This is a genomic window from Methylosinus sp. PW1, from assembly GCF_000745215.1.
Lineage (GTDB): Bacteria > Pseudomonadota > Alphaproteobacteria > Rhizobiales > Beijerinckiaceae > Methylosinus.
The window spans coordinates 2,754,666-2,773,830 of record NZ_JQNK01000009.1 but is presented as its reverse complement, the minus strand read 5'-3'; the positions used below and the strand labels follow the sequence as shown (position 1 = coordinate 2,773,830).

Sequence of the window (19,165 nt, the reverse complement as noted above, 5' to 3'; positions counted from 1 at the left end):
CGGGCCTGATTTAGACGGCGCCATCGGAGATGGGGACAGCTGCGAGGATCGAGCAGCGAACGGCCGAAAGGGCGCCGATGCTCGATGGCGCCGCAGCTTCGGGTGGATCTGCGATCGGCGCTGCGCTCGCGATCTCTGGATGGCGGCGTGGAAACGCGCGCCGCGCCGATCGCTCCCGTTCGGCGCAGGAGTGTGTCCGTCGAAGTCGGCGAGTAAGAACGGGCGGCGATTCATCGGCCTCATGAGGTGTCGCATCTTTGCGTCGAGTGGCGCGGCGGCGAAGGACGCGGCCAAGGGCCGAAATCGACCATGCGGCCGCCGCAGCAGGGGCAGATGTCGATCCTCTTGCCGGTGAGCATGGCGTATCGCTCGCGATAGTCGGTGGGTTCGACGCTCGGCGGCGGTTCGGCCATATCGAGAGCGGCGCGGATATGGGCGAGCTTCTGGGCGCGGCGGGCGTTGGCGAGAAAGCCGAAATGACGAATGCGCCGAAAGCCCTTGGGCAAGACGTGTATGAGGAAGCGGCGCATGAACTCGTCGGCGTCGAGAGTCATCGCCTTGATTTTGTCGTTGGCGCGATAATCTTTCCACCGAAAGCGCACGACGCCGTCGTCGCATGCCAGCAGCCGTCCATTGGCGATCGCGACACGATGCGTGTAGCGGCCGAGATAATCGAGGACCTGTCGCGCGCCGCCGAACGGGCGCTTGGCGTAGACGACCCATTCGATGTCGCGCAACGGGGCGAGATAGCGGGCGAACGCAGCCGGCGCTCGCAGCGCCGCGAGGTCGCCGAAGAACGTCAGATTGCCGGCGTCGAACGCTGCGTTCACGCGCTCGAGAAACAAGCGACGATAAAGCCGGGAGAGAACATGCACGGGCAGGAAGAAGCCGGGTCGGCAGGCGACCCAGCGTCCATCCGGCCCGAGACCGCCGCCCGGCACGATGCAATGGACATGCGGATGATGCGTGAGAGTCTGCCCCCAGGTGTGCAGGACGGCGATCATGCCGGTCTCGGCGCCGAGATGCCTCGGATCGGCGGCGATGACGCGGATCGTCTCGGACGCCGCCTTGAACAGAATATCGTAGACGAGGGCCTTGTTCTGGAGAGCGATCGCAGCGATCGGCGCCGGCACGGTGAAGACGACGTGAAAATACGGAACCGGCAGGAGCTCGGCGCGACGATCGGCGAGCCACTGCGCACGCGCGAGCCCTTGGCACTTGGGGCAATGTCGATTGCGGCAGCTATTATAAGAGACGCGAACTTCTCCACAGTCCTCGCACTGCTCGACATGCCCGCCGAGCGCCGCCGTTCGGCACGCCTCGATGGCCGCCATCGCGCGGCGCTGGTCGATAGACAGTCGGACGCCTTGCGCCGCGCGAAACGCGGCGCCATAGCGGCGGAAAATATCCGCGACCTCGATCTTTTGGCGCATGCGCGCCGACTATTCGGGCGGCATCACCCTGAGCGAGAGACGGTCGAAGGGGCTCGGCGTGGCGGCGATGAGATCAGCGGCGACGCGTGTGTAGCGCGACGTCGAGGACAGATCGGCGTGACCCAGCAGAACCTGGATGACGCGAATGTCGACCCCGCTCTCCAGAAGATGACGCGCGACCTCGCCGACCCGCAGCCCGGCCGCATATGCCGTCGTCAAAGCGACGCGGTTGCGCAGTCCGACGACTGCTTCCAGAAACTGCGCGACTTCTTCCGGCGCGAGGACCGGCGTCAGCTTCTCCGGCTCGCGGCCGAAGACGATCCGCTCCAAGGCGTCCTTTTGACCGAGCGTGACGCCGTAGAAAAACCGCAGTGCGCAGGCGACCTGGTTGATGTGCGTCCAGGAATATTTTTGGGTGACCAGATGTAGCTGATAGGCGCGGACGTGCTCCGTGCCGAGCAGGTCCGGCGAACACTCGAAATGTCGGCTGAAACGCGCTACCGCATAGAGGTAGGATTGCTGCGTCGCCGGCGAGAGATTGCGGATCGTCATGTCTTCGGTCATGCGCTGACGAAGAGGGCTCGTGGCAGCCATCTGGGGCTCCTGTCTCGAGAGGGGTGATGTGGCAATCACATCCTCTCAGACAGGAAGCTTCACTTCACCGATCTCGCCGCCCCTCCCGCGTAGCGGGTTCGTTCAATTCGCAGTCTCGCAGGCCAAGGCCTTCGAGGAATGCATCCGCGCTCCAGCCGGCGACGCCAGCTGCGCGAGCCGGAGCATCCCGAGCTTTCCGATCATCATGCGCTCGATGTCGACGAGCGTTGGCCGGTTTTCGCCTCTGCGATAGGCACGCGGCGTCAGCCGCCTTCGGCGATCGCTCTCGACGCAACGAACTCGCTGTTTCCCGCATGCATGCCGGCTTCGCACAGGCAGTGGACCATGTAGCGTGTAGCGGCCTGTGGCGGCAGCTTCACGCGCGTGAGGCCGTCACGGCACCGCCGACGCGTCCATCCGCTGACGATCGCCGCCTCCCGGGACGCAGCCGCTGTTCTGTTGGTGAAGTCGCCGAGTTCGTCATAGGTGAGCCAAATCTGCGCCATCGAGTCTTTCCTTGCGATGCTCGTGATCTGACCATGATCCTGCGCGGTTGAAGGGAGGTTAATCGCCAGTTGTCATGGCGGTGAAAATCCGCGCATAGATGGCGAGGTCGCCGCCGAGGCCGATCGTGGTCGAGTAGCTCGGCCACGACCCAAGCACATCAATTGCGGCGCGGGTTCGGAAATGTCGATCCGCCAACTCGTAGAAATTGCCGGCGGACTTGCATGCCAGCTCGCGTTTGATACGTCCAGACGGCACTCCGCGGAAGCCTAGCGACTCTAGCCGCATTGGGGCGCTCGGATGGAAACCGGAGATTTCGCTCGAAGAGGGAATCGCGGGCTCCAACAGCTGGTTCCTCAAGAATCAATGCGTCTTTCGCGCGCGGGAACTCGCGATGACCGTGAAATAAAAGCTTCAATACGCCCGCGAGTCTCTGAGCACGATCATCATTGTCCGAAAGATGATGTCGATATCGAGCCACAGCGTCCAATTGTCGATATAATAGATGTCGCAGTCGACGCGGTTCCGGAGCTTCTCTTGAGTGTCGAGCTCCCCGCGAAATCCTTGCACTTGCGCCCAGCCGGTCATGCCGGGCTTCACCCTGTGGCGGACGGCGTAATAATCGATGAGCTCGTCGAGATTGCACCCTTCGGTCCTCGTCGCGAGAGCGTGCGGGCGCGGACCGACGATCGACATATCACCCTGGATCACATTGAAGAGCTGCGGCAGCTCGTCGATGCTCAGGCGACGGATCAGCCGCCCGACCCGAGTCACCCGCGGATCCAGCCGGCTCGTCTGAACCGAAGCGTCCGGATCGGTCTTCTCCACATACATCGAGCGGAACTTCCACACTCTGAATGTCCGGCCGTTGAAACCGACGCGCAACTGCCGAAAGAAGATCGGACCGGGGGAATCGACCCTGATCGCGAGAGCGGTCAGCGCAAACAGAGGGGAGAGGGCAACAAGAGCGCATCCGGCGAGAATGATGTCCTCGAGCCGTTTGAACCAGAGGCTCCACCCCTGGATCGGCTCCTTCATTCCGCAAAACGACACACGGTCGCCGAATTTCGAGACGCCGACGACATCGGCGAGAATGCGACGATCCGCCGGAAGCACGAAAACGCGCGTCGACAAATGTCGCAGAAGTTCGAGATGCCGGAGCACCGTCGGTATTTTATCCCATGGGGCGGCGAGATAGACATGATCGATCTCGTCCTGGACGATGCGATCGGATAGTTCGACGAGCTCCGTCAGCTCATCAAATTTGCCGATGCCGACCACGAACTCCTCGTTGCGGGTCTGCCGCTCGATCTCGCGGGGATGAAGCGGATCGCAGAACACGCCGACCGACAGAGCGCGGTGGACGAAGGTTCGCTCCGCGAGCGAAACGCGAATGCCCCGGAGAACAGTTCCTCGGGCGACGATCGCGGCCATTGTGCTCGCCGCCGCCCAGGAGAAGAACCAGAGACGGGAATAGGTCTCGGCCGATTTCGTCGCCGCGGCGATGCCGATCATGAAACCGAAGGTGCACAGGAACGACAGTGCCATGCGACGCAGAATGTGCCGTCGATCCAGGATTTTCGCCGTTCGATAGACCTCGAAAATATGGGCGAGTCCGAATTGCAGAGCTGCGGCGAAGAGGACCGCCCAGATCTGCCATTCCTGTGGCGACCACACGGAGAACTCCCCCGAGGCTCCAGAGTAGCCCGCGCAGGCAAGGCCGATCAGAACGAGACAGGCGGCGTCGAAAACTGCAAAACCCGCCGCGACATTATACGGCAAAATGCGCTTCGAGCGCCGCGTCGCGCCTCGGGACCGCACAATTCCCCGCGAGTCGCAAAAATCCAACCCCATTTACGTCAACCCTGGAATATTACCGGACTAATCCTACCTAAATTTTCCGTTAATGCAATCCTGCTGCGGAGCAGCATTTTTGAGGAAAGCATCGCGTTGGTCAATTGCTCGGGAACGCGAATTGCCTATGGCCGGCCCCGGCGGCGCGAGCTTTCGTGACGCCGTTGACGAAAGCACGGCAATGATTTAGGAGGCCCGTTCGATAGCCCGTAGAAATCTCGGTGCAGATGCAGCAAGTCATGGAACGCCGCGATGACGTCACGCGCATTGCTGAAGGCCGCCAAGCCTCTCTAACGTCGGTATCCTGACCGCTTCCGATTTCGAAAGCCTGAGTCAAGGCGACGGCGCGCGGCGTCCCCCGCGAGCACCGAACCGACTCGCTATCGGCCGCTTTCAAGAACCTGGACCGCTCCGCACAGCTGTCTGTGCTAACGAGGCGGCCGCTTGGAGTGGCGGAGCTCGGCCTCGTCGTCGAGGATCAAATTGACGGCGACGATCTAACCGTTCTTATTCATGACGGCGCTGTTGGAAGGGTGACGAGCGTAGCATAGGTCACTGAAACGGCGTAGGATTTGGTTGCTGACACCAACCCTTTCCCGCTGCACTGACCTGCGACGCCCGCCATGACAGACGATACTTTTCCCGCCTTCTCCTTTCCAGCGGTCCAGGGCAAGAAAGTCACAGCCGCTTTCGACGGCGGGCGCATCTCCTCGGACGGCGGCGTCATGCTGCTCGCCATGGCGGAGCGCCGGCTCGGCATCGCCGAACGGCTGGCGCGCTGCTTTCCCGATCGCCGTGATCCCGCGCGTATCACCCACACGCTCTCCGATATGATCCGAGCCCGCATCTTCGCGATCGGCTGCGGCTATGAGGACGCCGACGATCTCGATTTTCTGCGCTCGGATCCGGCGTTCAAGCTCGCCTGCGGGCGTCTGCCCGACACGGGCCGCGATCTCGCTTCGCAGCCCACGCTGTCGCGGCTCGAGAACGCGCCGGCCCTGCGCGACGTGATCCGCCTGACCTATGCGCTCGTCGACCAATGGATGGCCTCCTACGACGAGCCGCCGTCCGCCGTCACGCTCGACATCGACGACACCTGCGACATCGCGCATGGCCATCAGCAATTGTCGCTGTTCAACGCCCATTACGACGAGCGCTGCTTTCTGCCGATCCATGTCTACGACACCGAGAAGAGCCGCCCCGTCGCCATGATCCTGCGCCCGGGCAAGACGCCGTCCGGCGTCGAGGTCAGAGCGCATCTGCGCCGGCTGACGCGACATATCCGCAAATCTTGGCCGGCGACCCGCATCCTGTTTCGCGGCGACGGGCATTATGCGCGGCCCGAGGCGATGGCCTGGTGCGAGGATCACGGCGTCGATTACGTCTTCGGCCTTCCCGGAACCAAGCCGCTGTCCAAGAAGGTCGACGCGACGGCCGACGCCGTCCGCGTCGGGCGCGCCATTGGCGACAAGGACGTCGTGCGCGGCTATGCCGAGACGCGCCATCGCGCCAAATCCTGGGCAGAGAGCGCCGCGCGATCGCCCGCATCGAGGCGACGCGGCTCGGCCTCGACATCCGCTTCGTCGTCACCAATCTCGCGCATGGCGCGCCGCAATGGCTCTACGACAGTCTCTATTGCGCGCGAGGACAGGCAGAGAACCTCATCAAGCTTCACAAGGCGCAGCTTTGTTCCGATCGAACCTCATGCCGCTCGGCGCTCGCCAATCAGGTTCGCCTCGTCCTGCACACTGCCACCTATTGGCTGATGCTCGGCGTGCGCGACGCGATCCCGAGCCAGCGCGATCTGGCGAAAGCCGAGTTCTCGACGCTGCGCCTGCGATTGTTGAAGATCGCCGCGCGCGTGATCGAGACCGCGAGCCGCGTGCGCCTCGCCTTTTCCGCCGCCTGCCCTGAGGCCGATCTCTTCTGCTCCCTCCCGGCGGCGCTGCTCATGGCTGGCGGGCCGTGAACGATGGGGCGGCGCGCCCCTCTCGTCTCTTCCATCTCTCAAACGCGTTCCAGAAAGTACGGTCCTCGAAGCGGTGAAAAAGCCGAACGCCTCACTGCGGTCCGTGCGCTGAACCGCCCGAAAACCCATCGTCACGAATAAGAACGGCTAACGGCGGTTAAGCCGCAGTAATTCAAATCGAGCGGCTAGAGTATCCGTTATGGACAAGGGGCTTTTTCGGCCCAAATGCGATCATCGCGCAACAAGGCGTTGGCGAGGACGATCATTCTGCGCATGATGGCGACCTTGGCGGGCTTCCCAGCTTCCACGAGCCTGACATAGCCAGCCTTCTGCGGATTGAAGCGGCAGGCGACGAGCGCTGGCATATAGAGGGCTTGGCGGAGAAAAGCTCTGCCGCCACGAATGAAGGCGCGGCCCCTCCACGAGCCGGATTGTCGTTGGACGGGCGCGAGGCCAGCGAGACTCGCGGCCTGTTCGCCTTCGAGGCAACCGAGCTCCGGCATCTCGATGAGGAGCGCGAAAGCCGTGACTTTGGAGACGCCAGGGATAGAGAGGAGAATTTCGAATCGGCGGGCGAGGAGCAGGTCGTCTTCGATGCGCTGCTCGATGGCGGCGTCGATCTCCTCCATTTTTGCGTCGATGTCGGCGATGCGCTTCTTGTTCTGCTTTTCGAGCAGAGAAAGCGTGATCGCCTTGGCGCGGTTCTTGGCGGCGGTGCGGTCTTTGATGAGCGCAGCTCTCGCCAGATGCAATTCTTTCAGCTCGGCGATGGTCTGGCTGACGCAAGGGCGGGGCGCGAGGTCGAGCACCTCTCCCATGCGAGCCAGCATGGCGGCATCTGCGCGATCGGTTTTGACGAGCTTGCCGGCGGCCTCGGCGAAGCGGCACGCCTGGCGCGGATTGACTTTGGCGATCGGCAGACCGGCTGTGTCGAGCGCGCGCTCGAGCGCGCGATGGTAGGGCGATCTGTCACCTATTTCTTCATCCGATCGCCCTGGCGTCACACTCACGAACGCTTGACGCCGCATTTCGCGCGTATCGAAACGACGACGTGTTGGCAAGCGCCTCGCCGACGCGAGCGTGATCGCTCGTTCGTCGAGCGAGAGCGGCCGCGATAATGCGCAGAACAGCCGCTCTCTCGCGAGCGTTCCAAGTCAGGTTTCGAATGAGCAAAAAGATAGTTGGACCTGCGCATTGTCACGCGATCGATTTTCTGCGATCGCGTTTCATTGTCCCACGTGAAGGTAGTTCTCGGCCGTCTGTAATTCGAAGTAGCGACAATTTTAGCGGATTCCCGCGCCGTTTCTTTACACGGCCGACCTACGCTCATGCTCAAGGCTGAAAAATGCATCCTCATCAAGAAGGATACACCACATGACGACGCTTTACGTTTCGCCGACCGGATCGGGCAAGCGCGATGGCTCGAGCGCCGAAAACGCTGCCAACATCTGGTCCCTCGACAAGATGATCCTGAAGGCCGGCGCTGGGGGCACTGTCCTTCTCGCCGCCGACAAAGGCTCGTACGACATGAGCTATTTCGTGTCGATCACCCATGGCGGCGACGCCGGCAATCCAGTGACCATCAAGGGCGTCGACTCCAGCGGCAATCCGATGAACGTGCAGTTCACCGGCACCAGATCGCCCGACTATTCGCCGACGGGCGCGGTCGGCAACGAACTCTTCCGACTGCTCGGCGGCGCCGATCATCTCGTGTTCGAGAACATGTCGTTCAAGAATGTGAGAAACGCCTTCCGCGTGGGCGACGATATCTCCGGTCTCACGATTTCGAACATGTCGGCGGACAACGTCCAGCGATTCTTCGAGGACTACGCCGCGACCGCCTCCAAATCGGCGACGATCTCCGGCCTGACGATCGAGAATGTGGAGATCGACGGCTATTCGAAAGGCGCCATCAGGCTGCAATACGACACGCATGACGTCGTCATCCGGGACGTCCGCGGCGACAGCGAGCGGCAGGACGGCGACAACTTCGCGATCGGCATTCATTTCGGAGGAACAGTGCACGACGTGCTCGTCAAGGACACGAGCATGCTGAACAGCACGGACACGCTGCACACATATTGGAACGGCGATGGTTTCGCCGCCGAGAAGGATGTTTACAACCTTCGTTTCGAGGACACCTATGCGGCCGGCAACACCGACGCCGGCTACGACCTCAAATCGCAGAACACCGTACTGGTGAGAGCGATCTCCGAGGACAACAACAGAAACTATCGCGTCTGGGGCGACGGCGTCACGATCATCGACAGCATGAGCATCGACCCCGAACATCGTGGCGGCACAGCCAGCCAGGCGCATGTCCATCTCGCGCCGAACTCCCATCTGACGATCATCAACTCGACGCTGATCGACGACAGCGCGAAAACGATAGCGATCGATCTTTCGGAAGAGAACGCCCATGTCACGCTCGTCGACACCGATATATTGATCAATGAGAAGGCAAGGCTTCTCAAGCTGTCCAAGGGCTCCGGCGCCACGAATGCGGACGGCTCCGCGTTGCGGGCGCAAACCTATGACGAGGCCCTGGCGACGGCGCTGCACGCCAGCCTCGGGCTGGATTACGTCGACTCGAACCCCACCTCCGTGACCGTCAAACCCACGCCGCCTGTGCCTCTTCCGCCGAGCTACTCGATTTCGCCCGGCACGGCGCAGGTGACGGAGGGCAACATTGGCGACACTACCGTCACATTCACGGTCAGCCGGACGGGCGACATCTCCGGCGCGGGCAAAGTCGACTACACCGTGAACGGAATCGGCGACAATCCCGCCAACTCCGCGGACTTCGAGGGCGGTGTTCTACCCTCCGGCGAAGTCGACTTCGCCGCAGGGGAGACTTCCAAGACCTTCACTGTCGCGATCCGAGGCGACAAGCTCGTCGAGACGAACGAAACGTTCCAGGTCACGCTCGGCAGCGTCGCCAAGGGCGTCATCGCCAACGGCGCCGCCGACGTTCTCATCGCCAATGACGACGTAAAGCCGATCTTCACGGTGCTCGACAAGCAGCACTCCGTCGATCTCTCCTTGTCGCTGAGTGAAACCGCGTCCGGCTCGTCCGCCCACAACAGCTACTACATCGACGTGGCGGCGCGGACGGGCAAGGATGTGATCACCGCGTTCGGACACGACGACGTGCTGCTGCTGACCAAGGCGTTCTACGACAGCAACAACGATGGGATCATCAACGCCGGAAGCAACTTCACATTCGCCGTCGACGGACCGGGAAGCGCGGACACGCTCACCTTGAGGAACGGCGTCGATTCGCTACGGCTGATCGGCAAGACTGACGCAGGACTCTACGTCTACGGCGACACGGACGTGCGACCGACAGGCGCCGTCGAATCGCATATTGGCGACGAAACGCTATCAGGAACGGGAAATGCGAAGAAGCCGACGACTTTCTTCTTCGACAACGCGCTCGACATCGATCTCGGCGACGACACGGTCACAAAATTTGGTGCCAATGATCTGCTCGTCACTACGTCGCCGATCGAAGCCGTGAACGGCAAGATCGCGGTGGACGAGACGGGAGGTTACGCTCTTCCCGGCGGCGCGGGCGACGTGAACGACAGCTACTACGCCGGCGAAGGGGGCCATGTGGCGATCTACGACACGGCCGGCAAAGCGATAGCGTCTCTCGAGTTCGACGGCGTCATGCAGCACAACTCCGTGAACTACTACGTCTACAGCCAAATCGGCTCCGCCGCAGGCGTGAGCGAACTTCGCTTCTAAAATTCGGCGGGCCCCATCCTGCTCGATCGGCGTCACGCTTCGCGCGCGGCGCCGTCTCTTTTTTTCGCGGCTTTGTCTTCTTCAGGCTACAATACCGCTGTGAGCTCAAGGGCCGGTCCGCCGCGCGCTTATCCGTGGCTTCGCCACAGTCCGGCGCTGGCGGTTGGGCCCGCCAAAGCTTGGCGGAAGGGTTCTGTCGCAAATTTTGTCTTCAGGCGCGACGGGTGAGTGAGAATGACGTGGCTCAGGCGGCGAGGGAATAGAATTGCTGCGCGGGACGCATTTCGTTCGTCGTTCGCATCTGCCCCTTTCGGATCGTGTGCATCAGCTCGATCCCAGAAAGCGTCGCGGCAGCCGATCGAAATGATTTGAAACCCAGCGTCGGACGCGTCACGCGCTTCACCGCTCGATGGTCCTGCTCGACGATATTATTGAGATATTTGATGCGCCGGATTTCGATGTCCGCTTCACGCTCCTCATTGTAGCTTTCGATCGCTGCTGTGTTGGCTCCGCTCTTGTCGATCGTTATCTTCTTCGGCTCGCCGTGCTGGCCGATGGCCTTGCGCAAGAAGCGCAACGCCGCTTTGCAATCCCTCTTGGCCGTCAGAAGGAAATCGACCGTCGCACCCGCTTTGTCGACGGCCCGATACAGATATTTCCAGCAGCCTTTGACTTTCACATAAGTCTCATCGACACGCCAGCTCGACCCGACAGCGCGCTTGCGAGCACGAAACTCCGTCTCTAGCAAAGGCGCATATTTGGGGCTTTGTCGCGAATTTTTCTCGCGGGCCGGTTGGGGCTATTATCGCCGGACTGGGCCAGGCGGAATAGCGGGATGATCGATTTCAAGGGCAGCCATTTTGAACGCGAGGTGATCCTGTAGGGCGTCCGCTGGTATGTGGCGTATCCGATGAGCTATCGTCAGCTCGAGGAAATGATGGAAGAGCGCGGCGTCGAGGTCGACCATTCCACTGAACCGCTGGGTCGCTGGCGGCCCGCGGGGCTTCGAGGCCGCCAAGAAGATCAAAGGCCGCAAGTGTCAGATCGCGGTCGACACGCTCGGACTGCCGATCGAATGCCAGATCACTCCCGCCTCCTCCCTTTGCTGCGCGACGTGCGTCGCAAGAAGCCCGTTCGTGACAACGCGCTTCGCCGATAGCGGCTATAACGGCGATGAAGCGCAGAGGGCCGCCTTCGAGGCGAGCCGGGTCGCTGTCACCGTCGTCAAGAGAACAGACAAGGGCCTCAAAGGTTTCGTCGTGCTCCCGAAGCGATGGGTCGTCGAAAGGACGTTCGGTTGGATCATCTAAAACGTATGGCCCGCCCCGTCTGCAAGCAGTTTTATCGAGAGCGCCTTCTGATGGGTCTGCGTCAACGTATCCGGCCTCGGGGCGAGCCCCCGGCCAAGATGGAGATACGCGCGTTCCGGTCCTCATAAAAGTCTCGGCGTCGAACGCCGTTTTTTGAACCAGGTTTCCAGAACGCCGTTCGACTATCAGTCAGGCCATCTTTCGATCCACCACCCGCAAACATCGTCGGACGATCAGCAGCACATGCGCCGAACGACCAGTCTCACGCCGCCAGGATCGCCTCCTTGTCGGCAAATGTTTCTCCACGCCGCAGCACCGCCCAGGAGATCCGCGCCAGCTTGTTGGCAAAGGCGACGACCGCGACATTCTGATGCACGCGGGCGAGCAGCGTCGTCAGCCACCGCCCGAGCGACGTGTCGCGTTTGGCGACATGGGGGAGCGCCGCCCGCGCGCCATGGATGAGTTGCCTGCGCAAATATCGGTTGCCCCGCTTGCTGATCCCGAGCAGTTTCGGCTTGCCCCCCGTCGTCGCCTGACGGGGGACCAGGCCGAGCCAGGCCGCAAGATCGCGACCATGCTCGAACGTCTCGGCCTTTCCGATCGCCGCCAACAAGGCCGAAGCGATCAGGGCGCCGACGCCCGGTATTGTCGCCAGTCGCCGGGCGTCCTCGTTCTCTTTGGCGAAAGCCGTGAACTCCGCGTCGAAGGCGGCGATGCGCTTGTCCAGCTCGCGCCATTGCGTGCGAGCGTCGTCGACGAGCCTGTACATCCGGTCGCTCAAAGTGTGTCGGCCCCCTTCGTCCAGCATGACGGCGAGATAATCCGCGAGATGACGTTTACCCTTGGGAACGACGATTCCGCGCTCCAGAAGGATCGCCCGCAGTTGGTTGATCAGCGCCGTCCGTTCGCCGACCAGTCGGTCGCGAGACCGATGCAACGTCTGGATGTCGAGCTGATCCTGCGTTTTCAGTTCCACAAAGCGCATGGTCGGCCGCGTCGCCGCCTCGGCGATCCCTTCAGCGTCGCGATCGTCGTTCTTCTGCGCTTTCACATAGGGGCGAACATATTCGGGCGACATCAGCCGAACCTCGTGGCCATGAGCCGCGAAGACCCGCCCCAGATGATGAGCGCCGCAGCACGCTTCCATCGCGACGACACAGGCCGGCAGCTTCGCTGCCAAGCCGATCAGCGTCTCCCGCGTCGCCCGCCGCCGCATGACCACCGTCCCGGCCGCGTCGAAGCCAACGAGACTGCAAATATTCTTGCCGATGTCGATCCCGAGCACGGAAACCTTCGTCTTCATGACCAATCCCTCCGTTCTATCGCCGGCGAGCCTACTACGCCGGAAGGAGGGGCGGGCCATTCCATAAAAGTTCGCGGTAGGGACGCTCATCGCAGCCAAGATAATTGTCGGAGAATCGGCCAACTTAATTGTCGCTGCGCAGATAGGCGTCGATCGGCGATTTGCGTGGCGACCCGAGCATCGGCAGACCGGCCTGCGCCAGCACGCGTCGCACCACGTCGTGATGCCCGTGCAACTGACGGGAGATCGTGCCGATGGTCCATTTTTCGGCGTGATAGTAGCGCAGGATTTGCGCCTCGATATCAGGTGGCGTCGCCATAGTCTCGTCCCGCCCGCTCGTGTCGCGGCGCGCCGCGACGACCGAGGCGGCGGCGCAAAAATCCCTGGCGGACGAGATCGAGACAGCGTCGGCCGCACCAGTGGCAGTGCGAGATCGGCCGCCGTGGTTCGATATCCGCGGTGGTTGCGTCGCTCGCGATCGTCGGCGAGCCGATCGACAGAAAATCATCGGAAGGCGGTGGAGGTGAACCCTGATGCGTCACGTTCTTGCATCGCGCCCGGTATCGACGCGCGCGCTCGGCATGCGTGAGTCGCCCTCGGCGGCTGGCCTGGTAACGAGCTCCCGCCGCGCGCTGGCCACGCCGCCGCGCATGAGCGCCGCACCCTCCGGCGCAGTAAAACTGGCCGCGATCACAACAACTACAGATCAGCGCCTGAACGCGACACCCGGCGCATAGAAACAGCCTCGCCGACCTCGCGTCGGCATGGTCGGATTCGCCGACGCCATGTGGACGAACGCCCAGCTTTCCGCGATATTGATTGGACATGCGTGCCCGGCACGGTGTGGGGCACGGCGTCGAACGGAACCGGCAAGTCGAGATCGACGCCGTGCTTACCTTCGAAAAGGCCAAGCTTACCCCATCATTCCCCGCCACGGCAGGCCGCAACCGCGTGCCGCCGCATAGACCTCAACCAGACGCCATAATCATCTCGGCAAGCCTCGGAGGAAACCGGCCAGACCACGACCGCGCCATCTATGCGCGGATTTTCACCGCCATCGACAGCCGCTCGTCGCCTGCCGCTCGGCGTGAAATTCGTCGTCTCGTTCGTGCGGCGGTGCCGAGAAAAGCCTCGCGGGACCGTGGAGCGCCAGCACCGGCTCCACCGCGGAAATAGCGCGGCTGAGCCGTCGGCGGACGAGCGGCTCCAGGCGCGCGGCGATGAGAGCGGCGAGCAGGATCATAAGGGCGGCGGCGACGAGCGACGCCGGAAAGGCCGCCATTCCTCTTCGGACGAGGAATTGCAGCGTCTCAAGCCCGAGGGCGAAATGCAGCAGATAGAGCGGATAGGTGGTCAGCCCGCAGAGACGCGCGAGGGCGAGGTGGCCGGCGCTCGCGCAAGGGCGCGCGAGCGCGATCACCGCGACGCCGAGAAGAAACAGAAGGAGCGGCGTCGCGGACGCGGCTTCCGGCCGGGAGAGCAGTTGGCTACTGTCGAGACCGGCGGCGATGGAGCAGGCGGCGATGGCGAGCGCGATCCAGTGCCCCCGTCGGCCGCGCTTGTAGAAATAGATCAGCATGCCGAGAGCAAAATACGCGCCATAATAGACTGGGAGGGGCTTCAGTCCAGCGAAGAGCGACGCGCCGAGGCGCATGCCGAAACGCTTTTCCAAAAAGAAGACGATCCAGAACAACACGCTGACGGCGGCGAGCCCGATCGCGAGTCGATCGAGCCTCCGATTGTCGGCCAATGCGATGAACAGAAACACCACGCCGTAGAATCCGATTTCACAGCCGAGCGTCCAGTACGGCGCGTCGATCCATTCGCCGCCGGGGATGAGCGCGAGCGATTTCAGCAACAGCAGCGAGGTCTCGGACGCGTTGCGTCCGTGAGCGATCCAGATGAAGGCGCTGATGGGCGCGCAGAGCCACACCGCAGGAAAGAGTCTCTCAGCGCGACGGCGCAGAAACGACCACGGGCTCGCCGTCGCCGCGGATTCGGCGATAACCAATCCGGAAATCACGAAGAACACCGGCACTGCGACCCAACCGTAACGAAACCAGACGCCTTCCGGCATCTCAAGGCCGGGAGCGACGATCAGGCCCGCCAAGCTACCGCGAGAGGAGGAATAAACGAGATGAAACAACACCACACCGATCGCGCAGGCGAGTCGGAGATAATCGATGCTGGGGAAATATTCCCCCGATTGCTTCGACATGACAGGTCCTTGTGTCTACAGAAAGGAGCAAGACGCACGCCATATGCGAAAAACGGGCATCTCGGGCCGAGATTCGTTCGGACTGCGATTCATTTCGGCGGAGGGCAGATCGTCTCGGGCGAGGAGCGCCCGGCTCTCTCCACCAGATAGACCGACGGCGGCCGCGCTCTGCCGTCGCCGCAATGAATGAGTGGCGGCGCATCGGCGGGCCAGGGATCGAGCAGGGACAGGGTCGCGTTGTTGACCTGGAAATCGCTGCTTTCTCCTTCGAGGCGACAGCGGGTGCATCTATAACGATAATGCCATAGTCGGAATCCGTGCCGGGAGACGCCGTCGCTGCGCGCGACGAGGTCTTCCAGCGTCATATCTTCGGCCTTGAGATCGAAATTTCCGTCCCGATTGCCGGAAGAGACGATATGGCGGAGCGTGATCCGCCGTGGCGCGCCCTGCTTGTCGTCGGCCTCGACGCCGTCGCCTTGCTGGTAGCGCGGGTCGGCGCATCCGATGTTGCGGCTCACGTGCACATTTTCGATGGTCACATCGCTGACCGCCTCGAGCAGTTGAATTCCGCCTTTGTAGCAGTCGTTGGTCTCGCGCTCGCCGCCGCCGTCGATCATCGTCCGACGAATGACGATATGCTGCGTACGCGGACCCGCGAGCCGAATGCCGACGCGAACGTGACCGAAGATGCGGACATCCTCCAGGCGCCAGTCGCGGGCCGAGTGCCGTTTGCCGCGGTCGATCAGAATGCCGTCGTGCGCCTCCTCGATCGAGACGCCGGCGACGACGATGCGCTCGGCTGTCGCGCCGTTCGGCACATCTATGAAACGGGCCACATTGCGGACCGCGAAATTTCGGAAGGCGACATCGCTGCGGGCGAGCTCGAACAGCGCGGCACCAGGCGGGTCGCCCGCTCTGAAGCGTCCGACCAGAACAGTGGCGTCGCCGGCCCCCTGGATGACGAGCGGCCCGGTGCCCCGCCCGCCCACAAGGCGCACCGACCCGAGCGCGGAGATGTGATATGTCCCGGCCGCCAGCGACAAGCGCGCCCCGCGCGACGTCGCCGACAGGAGCTTCAGAGCCTGATAGAGCGGCATCGCATCGGCCGATCTGCGCCCATTGCGCGCGCCCGCGCCCTCCGGGCTGGCGTGAATCTCGACGAGCGCGGCCGAAACAGGGCCGCCTTGCGCCTGCTGGGCGGCCGCCGAGCGGAAGCCGGCCATGGTCGCGGCGGTGAGCAGCGATAGGGTCACGATCGCCGAGGCCCATCGCCGCCATCGCATCATCGAGACGTCTTTTGAACGGGCGCTCCGCGCCATCGGAGTGACGGACCCGCCTCCGCCGCGGAGCGCGCCTTCCCATGGCGAGTGATTCGTCTGCCGAGTCGGTTGAACGGCTCCTCTAGATAACGAAAGGAAAGAAATGCGAGCACGATCGTGACGCCTACCATGACGGTGCCGCCCGCCACGGCGGCCGGCCCGTGGATACCGAGACGTTGCATCGCCGCCCAGCCCGCCCCGATCACGAACATATGGGTGAGATAGAGCGAATAGGACGCGTCGCCGACGGCGCGCAGCCCGAACAGCGGACCCTCGCCCAAATAGGGTTCGAGCGCCAGGCCGGCCGCGACGATCGCCACGGCGGCCGAGGTGATGACGAGATGTCCGAGAGGAAGCATGACCGTCTGAAACGGCTGCATATAGAGAAGAGCAATCAGCGCCGCGGCCGAAACGACGAAGGCGGCGGCTCGCCGTCCGTCCCGCCGATCGAAAAACACGGTCCGCCGCAGTTCCGTGAGCCATACGCCGCAGACGAAGGGCAAAAGATTGAGATTCGCGTAGAACGCGAACAGGCTCGCGCGCGGCTCAACGAAAAAGGAGGCGATCGTCAGCGCGCCCATGGCCGCAGTGAGGAGCGCCGCTCGCAGTAGGGCGGAGCGGCACCAGAACAGACCCGCCATAACGAAATAGAAAAACATCTCGTAGTTTAGCGTCCAGCCCAATTTGAAAAGGGGACGCCAATCCGACGGATTGGCTGGATCGGGGCCGGGGATGAAGGCCAGCGACTTCCACAGATGCGCCGCGTCCGCGACGGTCGTCTTGAATAGCGAGGGCGCCGCAACCGCCGTCGCGAAGACGAGCAGCGTGCAGAGCCAGTAGAGCGGTGCGATGCGCAAGAGCCGGCGAATGGCGAAGCTCGCGGGATCGAAGCGGCCCGAACCGGCGACGAAGGCGATGATGAACCCGCTGATGACGAAGAAAATTTCGACCCCGAAACGTCCCGTGAGGAGGGCCGCGTTGGGCTCGACGCGCAGCGGATGTTCGATCACATGCGCCACCACGACGAGAAACGCCGCCAAGCCCCGCAACGCCTGGATCGAAACGACTTGCGACTTCATCACACCGTTCTTCGACTTCAGAAGGCCCCGATCGCGGACTGCGTCCCCCCCGCGGTGGGAGAACGCGGAATGCTACGTTGAAGGTAGTAGCACTATCGGCGAGTGTTCAAAAGAGGTCTCAAGCGTGATTTCTCTTCGATAGTCGCGTCCGCCCCGGACTCGCGCCGCGCCGGGTCGCTCCGGCGTCGCGCCGCGCCGCACGGACCTCCTCTCGCGCCTCCCGCTTCGGTCCGCGCACCGGAGGCCGCCGGGGCGAGGAACCGCAAGGCGAGCCGTATTCGGACGCGCGGCGTCGGCGCGCCCCGCCGGTCTGTCACGCTGCTGTCGCGCCCTAGGCGGAGCGTCCCCTGCACCCCCTCGCCCCCGCCCGTCTTTCGAGCGCGGGCGGTGAAATCGGGACATAAGGTTAACGCAGGGATATAGCGGCGCTATGATTGATCCTACAATAGCATACCGCCACGCGTTTCCGACTATTACGCTCCGGTTCGAACTCGCGGGACGTGTGGCGTGTCGAAACCAACTCTCGGGCCAGTAACGGTTTACGAATTCAACTCGGGCGGGCGCTATTGACGGAGAGCGTGAGCCGAGGCAAAAGGACGCCATGGAAATATTCCGACACAGAGCGGTTTTCGTCTCGCTTCTCGTCACGATCGCCGTTTCGGGCTGCGCATTGCCTGCCGCTGGTCCACGAGGTTCGGATATTGATCTTGCGGCGACTGCTTCTTTGACGCCGCAATCCGATGAATCGAAAAAATTCGTCCTTCTCGACGTCGCCGCGAGAACGCAATCCGGCCTGGCAGAGCCCGAGGCGGTCTCCTTGTCGACGAGCTTCGGCTCGACCGCGACGCGCGCGCGCCCGGCTCGCCTCACTTTCAGCCGCGGCGACACGGTTCAAGCGACGATCTTCGAGTCGCAGTCGGGCGGCCTGTTCGTCGGGGACGCGGGCACGCGGCCCGGCAATTTCGTGCAGGTCCCGCAGCAGGTCGTCGATGCGGCGGGCTCCATCAAGATTCCCTACGCCGGCGACATTCGCGTTCTCGGCCGCACGGCGGAGAGCGTGCAGGCGGAGATCGAGGACAAGCTCGCGAGCAAAGCCATTCAGCCCCAGGTCTTCGTAAGCGTGGTGACGCAGCGGGGCAGCGAGATGTCCGTTCTGGGCGAAGTCAATTCCGCCAGCAAGATACCCCTCAATCCGAACGGCGAACGCGTTCTCGACGTCATTTCCCGCGCGGGCGGCATCAAATATCCGGGCTATGAATCCTATGTGACCCTGCAGCGCGAGGGGCATGCCGTCCGAGTGCCGTTCGACAGGCTCGTTCGCGCGCCGCCGGAAAATGTCTTTGTCCAACCCGGCGACGTCGTCTATGTCTCGCGCGACCCGCGCTCCTACACGGTCCTCGGCGCGACCGGCACGCAGAGCCGGGTGCCGTTCCCGGCAGAGAGGCTGGTTCTATCCGAGGCGATCGGAGCCGGAGGCGGGCTGGTCGACACGCGCGCCAATCCCGAATTCGTCTATCTCTATCGCGCGGAGCCACGCGGCTTTCTCGAGAGGCTCGGCGTCGATCTGACGTATTTCGACGCGTCGGCGACTTTCATCCCGACGATCTACCGGGCGAAGCTCCACGAGCCGGCCGCGCTCTTTGCGGCGCGCGACTTCGAAATTCGTGACAAGGACGTGATCTACGTCGCGGACTCCGACACGGTCGAGGTGGTCAAATTCTTCCAGCTCGTGTCGGCGATCACCGGTCCCGCATCGCAGGGCGCGTCGTCCGCCTACAGCATATATAGGGTGAAATAGGCTCGACGCGCTCGCGCCGAAAGCCATGGATGGG

General features: G+C 63.0%; 14 protein-coding genes and 3 pseudogenes. 5 read left to right on the top strand and 12 right to left on the bottom strand.

The features are described from left to right. Positions 1-239: 239 nt before the first annotated feature. The 5 genes from K369_RS22720 to K369_RS22700 all read right to left on the bottom strand — a co-directional run bounded on the left by K369_RS22720 (position 240) and on the right by K369_RS22700 (position 4,385). Positions 240-1,433 (bottom strand): IS91 family transposase, encoded by a 1,194-nt coding sequence (locus K369_RS22720; protein WP_036289122.1) that lies wholly within the window; start codon positions 1,431-1,433, stop codon positions 240-242. Between the two features lie 9 nt (positions 1,434-1,442). After that, entirely contained in the window at positions 1,443-2,027 is a 585-nt protein-coding gene (locus tag K369_RS22715) for a site-specific integrase (protein WP_036289128.1), read from the bottom strand. A gap of 263 nt (positions 2,028-2,290) precedes the next feature. Beyond that, a complete protein-coding gene (locus tag K369_RS26735; protein ID WP_156968018.1) occupies positions 2,291-2,533 on the bottom strand; it encodes a hypothetical protein in 243 nt (80 codons plus the stop codon). Between the two features lie 58 nt (positions 2,534-2,591). Continuing rightward, a complete protein-coding gene (locus K369_RS22705; RefSeq protein ID WP_156968017.1) occupies positions 2,592-2,876 on the bottom strand; it encodes a hypothetical protein in 285 nt (94 codons plus the stop codon). Between the two features lie 69 nt (positions 2,877-2,945). After that, the gene (locus tag K369_RS22700) at positions 2,946-4,385 is read right to left on the bottom strand and encodes an exopolysaccharide biosynthesis polyprenyl glycosylphosphotransferase (protein WP_036294500.1); all 1,440 of its coding nucleotides are present in this window, start codon (positions 4,383-4,385) and stop codon (positions 2,946-2,948) included. A 623-nt stretch (positions 4,386-5,008) separates the two neighbouring features. Between K369_RS22700 and K369_RS28320 the strand changes: the two are divergent. After that, positions 5,009-6,354 (top strand): annotated as a pseudogene (locus tag K369_RS28320) (IS1380 family transposase). A gap of 197 nt (positions 6,355-6,551) precedes the next feature. Here the strand turns inward: K369_RS28320 and K369_RS22685 are convergent. After that, on the bottom strand, positions 6,552-7,382 hold the full coding sequence (locus K369_RS22685) for an IS110 family transposase (RefSeq protein ID WP_210165059.1): 831 nt from the start codon (positions 7,380-7,382) through the stop codon (positions 6,552-6,554). Positions 7,383-7,728: 346 nt separating this feature from the next. Between K369_RS22685 and K369_RS22680 the strand changes: the two genes are divergently transcribed. Beyond that, the gene (locus tag K369_RS22680) at positions 7,729-10,104 is read left to right on the top strand and encodes a Calx-beta domain-containing protein (RefSeq protein WP_036294497.1); all 2,376 of its coding nucleotides are present in this window, start codon (positions 7,729-7,731) and stop codon (positions 10,102-10,104) included. A 244-nt stretch (positions 10,105-10,348) separates the two neighbouring features. On the opposite strand, the pseudogene K369_RS22675 reads toward K369_RS22680, so the two are convergent. Then, positions 10,349-10,864, bottom strand: a pseudogene (locus K369_RS22675) (IS6 family transposase); the annotation flags it as partial. Positions 10,865-10,939: 75 nt separating this feature from the next. Between K369_RS22675 and K369_RS27805 the strand changes: the two are divergent. Further along, positions 10,940-11,095: pseudogene (locus K369_RS27805) on the top strand (IS6 family transposase); the annotation flags it as partial. After that, a complete protein-coding gene (locus tag K369_RS26730) occupies positions 11,070-11,414 on the top strand; it encodes a transposase (protein ID WP_156968016.1) in 345 nt (114 codons plus the stop codon). The pseudogene K369_RS27805 and the gene K369_RS26730, both read left to right, overlap by 26 nt. 262 nt (positions 11,415-11,676) lie before the next feature. On the opposite strand, the gene K369_RS22660 is transcribed toward K369_RS26730, so the two are convergent. From K369_RS22660 to K369_RS22640, 5 genes are all read right to left on the bottom strand, one after another. After that, the gene (locus K369_RS22660; RefSeq protein ID WP_036286117.1) at positions 11,677-12,717 is read right to left on the bottom strand and encodes an IS110 family transposase; all 1,041 of its coding nucleotides are present in this window, start codon (positions 12,715-12,717) and stop codon (positions 11,677-11,679) included. A gap of 124 nt (positions 12,718-12,841) precedes the next feature. Beyond that, positions 12,842-13,036 carry a hypothetical protein gene (locus tag K369_RS22655; RefSeq protein ID WP_051949484.1) on the bottom strand — a complete coding sequence of 65 codons (195 nt, stop codon included), beginning with the start codon at positions 13,034-13,036 and terminating at the stop codon, positions 12,842-12,844. Positions 13,037-13,765: 729 nt separating this feature from the next. Continuing rightward, complete coding sequence (locus K369_RS22650) at positions 13,766-14,935, bottom strand: acyltransferase (RefSeq protein WP_036294493.1); 1,170 nt, start codon at positions 14,933-14,935, stop codon at positions 13,766-13,768. Between the two features lie 89 nt (positions 14,936-15,024). Next, positions 15,025-16,221: a hypothetical protein gene (locus tag K369_RS22645; protein ID WP_156968015.1), complete on the bottom strand. Its 1,197-nt coding sequence runs from the start codon at positions 16,219-16,221 to the stop codon at positions 15,025-15,027. Then, the gene (locus K369_RS22640) at positions 16,218-17,333 is read right to left on the bottom strand and encodes an acyltransferase (RefSeq protein ID WP_084570783.1); all 1,116 of its coding nucleotides are present in this window, start codon (positions 17,331-17,333) and stop codon (positions 16,218-16,220) included. Before K369_RS22640 ends, K369_RS22645 begins: the two co-directional genes overlap by 4 nt. 817 nt (positions 17,334-18,150) lie before the next feature. Here K369_RS22640 and K369_RS22635 point away from each other — a divergent pair. Then, positions 18,151-19,131: a polysaccharide biosynthesis/export family protein gene (locus tag K369_RS22635; protein ID WP_198033180.1), complete on the top strand. Its 981-nt coding sequence runs from the start codon at positions 18,151-18,153 to the stop codon at positions 19,129-19,131. The last annotated feature ends 34 nt before the right edge of the window (positions 19,132-19,165 follow it).

Coding starts and splice junctions, on each gene's coding strand:
- K369_RS22720 (WP_036289122.1), bottom strand. CDS start 1,433: ATGCGCCAAAAGATCGAGGTCGCGGATATTTTCCGCCGCTATGGCGCC.
- K369_RS22715 (WP_036289128.1), bottom strand. CDS start 2,027: ATGGCTGCCACGAGCCCTCTTCGTCAGCGCATGACCGAAGACATGACG.
- K369_RS26735 (WP_156968018.1), bottom strand. CDS start 2,533: ATGGCGCAGATTTGGCTCACCTATGACGAACTCGGCGACTTCACCAAC.
- K369_RS22700 (WP_036294500.1), bottom strand. CDS start 4,385: ATGGGGTTGGATTTTTGCGACTCGCGGGGAATTGTGCGGTCCCGAGGC.
- K369_RS22685 (WP_210165059.1), bottom strand. CDS start 7,382: ATGCGGCGTCAAGCGTTCGTGAGTGTGACGCCAGGGCGATCGGATGAA.
- K369_RS22680 (WP_036294497.1), top strand. CDS start 7,729: ATGACGACGCTTTACGTTTCGCCGACCGGATCGGGCAAGCGCGATGGC.
- K369_RS22660 (WP_036286117.1), bottom strand. CDS start 12,717: ATGAAGACGAAGGTTTCCGTGCTCGGGATCGACATCGGCAAGAATATT.
- K369_RS22655 (WP_051949484.1), bottom strand. CDS start 13,036: ATGGCGACGCCACCTGATATCGAGGCGCAAATCCTGCGCTACTATCAC.
- K369_RS22650 (WP_036294493.1), bottom strand. CDS start 14,935: ATGTCGAAGCAATCGGGGGAATATTTCCCCAGCATCGATTATCTCCGA.
- K369_RS22645 (WP_156968015.1), bottom strand. CDS start 16,221: ATGATGCGATGGCGGCGATGGGCCTCGGCGATCGTGACCCTATCGCTG.
- K369_RS22640 (WP_084570783.1), bottom strand. CDS start 17,333: ATGAAGTCGCAAGTCGTTTCGATCCAGGCGTTGCGGGGCTTGGCGGCG.